Origin of the sequence: uncultured Amaricoccus sp. (assembly GCF_937858865.1) — a bacterium.
Classification (GTDB): Bacteria; Pseudomonadota; Alphaproteobacteria; order Rhodobacterales; family Rhodobacteraceae; genus Amaricoccus.
Genome location: NZ_CALLYO010000212.1, coordinates 1 through 3,847 on the forward strand (window position 1 = coordinate 1; position 3,847 = coordinate 3,847).

General features: G+C 65.8%; 3 protein-coding genes and 1 pseudogene. 2 read left to right on the plus strand and 2 right to left on the minus strand.

The annotated features are described in order from the left end of the window. Nucleotides 1-1,054: CoA-transferase (locus Q0112_RS05770; RefSeq protein WP_297972662.1), on the minus strand; the 1,054-nt coding region annotated here is incomplete at its 3' end. 29 nt (nt 1,055-1,083) lie between these two features. Next, a pseudogene (locus Q0112_RS05775) lies at nt 1,084-1,342 on the minus strand (SDR family oxidoreductase); the annotation flags it as partial. A gap of 628 nt (nt 1,343-1,970) precedes the next feature. Here Q0112_RS05775 and Q0112_RS05780 point away from each other — a divergent pair. Further along, the gene (locus tag Q0112_RS05780; RefSeq protein WP_297972664.1) at nt 1,971-2,915 is read left to right on the plus strand and encodes a LysR family transcriptional regulator; all 945 of its coding nucleotides are present in this window, start codon (nt 1,971-1,973) and stop codon (nt 2,913-2,915) included. A gap of 99 nt (nt 2,916-3,014) precedes the next feature. Then, nucleotides 3,015-3,830 (plus strand): 5-formyltetrahydrofolate cyclo-ligase, encoded by an 816-nt coding sequence (locus Q0112_RS05785; protein ID WP_297972666.1) that lies wholly within the window; start codon nt 3,015-3,017, stop codon nt 3,828-3,830. The last annotated feature ends 17 nt before the right edge of the window (nt 3,831-3,847 follow it).

Below are 3,847 nucleotides of genomic sequence, written 5' to 3' on the forward strand. Positions count from 1 at the left end.
GGTTGTTCTGCGGGATCAGGGCATCGATGTTCACCGCCGCGCCGAAGTCGAGGCCGGACGCGGGCTGCCCGCCGATGACGCCCGGCTCCGTGGTCAGGGTCAGGTGCTGCAGGAGCCCTTCCTCGGCGGCGACGGAGGCGACGCCCTCGGGCATGCCGATGCCGAGGTTGACCACGCCGTTAACCGGCAGTTCGAAGGCGCAGCGCCGGGCGATCACCTTGCGCGCGTCGAGCGGCGCAGGCGGGATCGCCCCGGCCGAGCTGCGGACCCGGTTGGTGAAGCCGTGGCTGAACGTGGTGGCGTAGGTCTGGAGGTGCTTGTCGGGCTCCGCAAGCACTACCGCATCGACCAGAATGCCCGGGATCACGACCTCGCGCGCGGACAGGGCGCCGGCGGCGGCCATCCGCTCCACCTGCACGATGACGATCCCGCCGCTGTTGCGGACCGCCATTGCCTGGGCGAGGTTGTCGAGCACGAGGGCCTCGCGCTCCATGGTGACGTTGCCCTGCTCGTCCGCCGTGGTGCCGCGCAGCAGCGCGACGGTCAGCTTGGGCGCATGATAGAAGAGCTGTTCGGCGCCGCCGAACTCGACCAGCTCGACGATCTCCTCGGTGGTCTGGTCGTTGATGCGGCCGCCGCCGTTGCGCGGGTCGACGAACGTCTCCAGCCCGACCCAGGTCATCAATCCCGGCCTGCCGGCGGCGATGTCACGATAGAGCTGGCTGATGCAGCCTTGCGGCAGGTTGTATGCCTCGATCCGGCCGCCGGTGGCGAGCGCGCCGATCTTCGGGATCAGCCCCCAATGACCACCGATCACGCGCCGCAGCAGCCCGTCATGTCCGAGCCGGTTCAGTCCGCGGTCCTTGCCGTCGCCCTGGCCCGCGGCGAAGACCAGCGACAGGTTGCAAGGGGCCCCAGTCTCCAGGAACCGCTCCTCGATGGCGCACAGCAACGCGTCCGGGACGCCGATGCCGACGAAACCGGACGTCGTGAGCGTGTCGCCATCCCTGATCAGGTCGGCGGCTTCACGGGCGGAGACAAGCTTCTGTCGCATCGGTTCCCCATACGGCCGGGCTCACTCGATCATGCGGCGGTCCACCCGCCATCCACCGGCAAGGCGACGCCCATGATATTCTCGGCGATATCCGAACAGAGAAAAAGCGCAATGCCGGCCAGTTGCTCGACCGTCACGAACTTCTTGGTCCACTGCGCCGCGAGCAGGACGTCGCGCTTGACCTGATCCTCGGTCATGCCGCGGGCCTTTGCGGTGTCGGGGATCTGTTTTTTCCACGAGCGGGGTCAGGACGTAGCCCGGGCAGATGGCGTTGCAGGTGATCCTGTCGGCTGGATTGAAGGCCTTCCTCGGGCTTGCCCGCGAGATCGCATCCCGGCGTTCGAAACCGCCATCCTGAAGGCGAATCTGGTCCCAATCAGGTGCGCGGAAAGGGGCTGAGCTATACGCCCGGCCCGAAGCCGCCATTGGCCTCGTCGGGCCGCTGCGGTGCAAAATCTCGGAACCAGTCCTTCCCGCTCTCCCGCGCGAGCCGGGAACCGGCCGTCGCGCCGGACCTCCTCCAGTTTCAAAGCCCGGCCAGACCTGCCTCTTGAAAGCGCCGCGCGCCCCTGTCCCAGATCTGGACGAGAACCAAAGCTACAGTTTACAGACGCGATTCGGGACCTCTCTGGAACACGACGCATCGGGCTCCCGATCAAGCGCGCAGGGACGCGCGGTTCAGCGTGACTCCGGCCGGAGCGTTCATCGGGCCTGGCAACCTCACCAACGGCAGGGTTCCGAAAGGGCGGCCTCGATGGCGACCCTTTCCTGAACTGCTGTTTCGGCTTTAGCGATATCGGTACTTTGTGAAGTGTAGCCCTGCTAATCGTGATGCTTGCGGTCGCAATCTGTCGCCAGCGATCGAACGTCGGGGCTGGCGCAGATGGACGGGCACCGAGACGCAGAGAGGCCGAACATGACCGATCCGAAGTCGGTGGATCTACGGCATTTGCGGGTCCTGATGAGCATCCTGGAAACGCGTAGTGTGACTCGTACCGCGCAGGCGCTGGACTTGACGCAGCCCTATGTCAGCCTCGTCCTGCGCCGCCTGCGCGAGACGACAGGCGACCCGATCCTCGTGCGCAGTGGTGCCAGACTGGTGCCGACCGAACGGGGACTGGCGATGATGGAGCCTCTGGCCGAGGTTCTGCAGGGGCTCGACCGCGTGGTCGGCCCACCTGCCACCTTCGACCCGCAGACCGCGGGCGGCGAGTTCCGCATCGCCTCTGCCGATTGCATGGAGGCGATGCTGCTGCCTCCGCTGATCGCCGCGCTGCGGCAGGCGGCACCCGGCGCGCGGATCACTGTGCGAGCGGTGGTGCGGGCCTATGACTATGCGGGCGCCTTGGAACGCGGCGAGCTCGATCTGGTGATCTGCAACTGGCCAGGCCAGCCGCAACATCTGAAGACTGCCCATCTCATGACCGAGGACGTGGTCTGCCTGTTCGGGCCTGGTCACTCCTTCGTGGGTAAGGATAGTCTGACGTTGGATGATTACCTGTCCGCGGAACACATCGCCCCGCTGGCACGGTCGAAGGCCGACCCCGGCCCGATCGACAGCCAGCTGGCTGCAGCCGGCCATCGCCGCGACATCCGGGCCATGGTCCCGGAATTCAACCTGATCCCACATATCATCTTGTCCTCCCAGATGGTTTTTACCTCCAGTGCCCCCTTCGCTCACTATCAGTGCAAGATCCTCCCCCTGCACAGCCTGCCCGCGCCCAGCGAATGCGGTCAGCTGGCTTTCTACCTGCTCTGGCACGAACGTGCGCAGGCCGATCCGCGCAATACCTGGCTAAGGCGGCAAGTGACGGCCGTCGCCCGATCCCTGCAGCGTAGTGGTATACCAGACTCGATATAGACTTCTTGGCGGTTCGGCGAATATCGGGTGACCACCCCTCGGGTATAGCGTGGCTGCAGCGGCGTTCCGCTAACTGAGTAACCGCCACGGGAGAGACAATTGAGCCACTCGACGCTTAACTCGACCCTTGTCGCCACCGATGCCGAGAAAGCTGGCCGATGGTCGGGCCGCAATACCGACAAGGACCGGCTTCGCGCCGAGGTGTGGCAGGAGCTGGAAGACAGCGGCCAGAACATCGGCCCCGTCTGGAGCCGGATCTCGAACTGGGTCGGCGCGGAGAATGCCGCGAAGAGGCTGTCCGAGCTTGACGTCTGGCGGCAGGCCATGGTGGTGAAGTGCAACCCTGACCCGCCGCAGATCGCGGTCCGTCTGCGCGCGCTCTACGACGGCAAGACCGTCCTGATGCCGGTGCCGGAATTCAGTACGGGCGAGCTGCCCTGGGCAAAGCTCGATCCGGCAGTGCTGGAGTCGAAGGGCGTGCAGTTCGAGATGGCCGCCACCTCGGCCGGGGCCGTTCAGGTTGGCGAGAAGCTCTCCTTCGAGGATCTGCCGGCCTTGGACATTTGCGTCTGCGGCTGCGTGGCCGTGACCCGCGCTGGCGGCCGCACCGGGAAAGGCGGCGGCTTTGCCGACCTGGAGCTGGGCCTGTTCCGCGATCTGGGCAAGATCACCGACCGGACGCCCATCGTCACCACGGTGCACTCCAGCATGGTGGTGGAAGACGATCGCCTGCCAATCATGGCGCATGACTCGCTTCTCGACTGGATCGTCACCGAGAACGAAGTGATCGAAGTCCGTCATCAGCGCCAGCAGCCTGATGGCGTCTACTGGGATCTGGTCCATCCGGACCAGTTGCGCGACATCTGGTTCCTGCCGGCCCTGAAGGAGAAGATCCTGGCCGGGAAGGGCAAATAGGTGTCCCCGCGCGTGCG

Coding starts and splice junctions, on each gene's coding strand:
- Q0112_RS05780 (WP_297972664.1), top strand. CDS start 1,971: ATGACCGATCCGAAGTCGGTGGATCTACGGCATTTGCGGGTCCTGATG.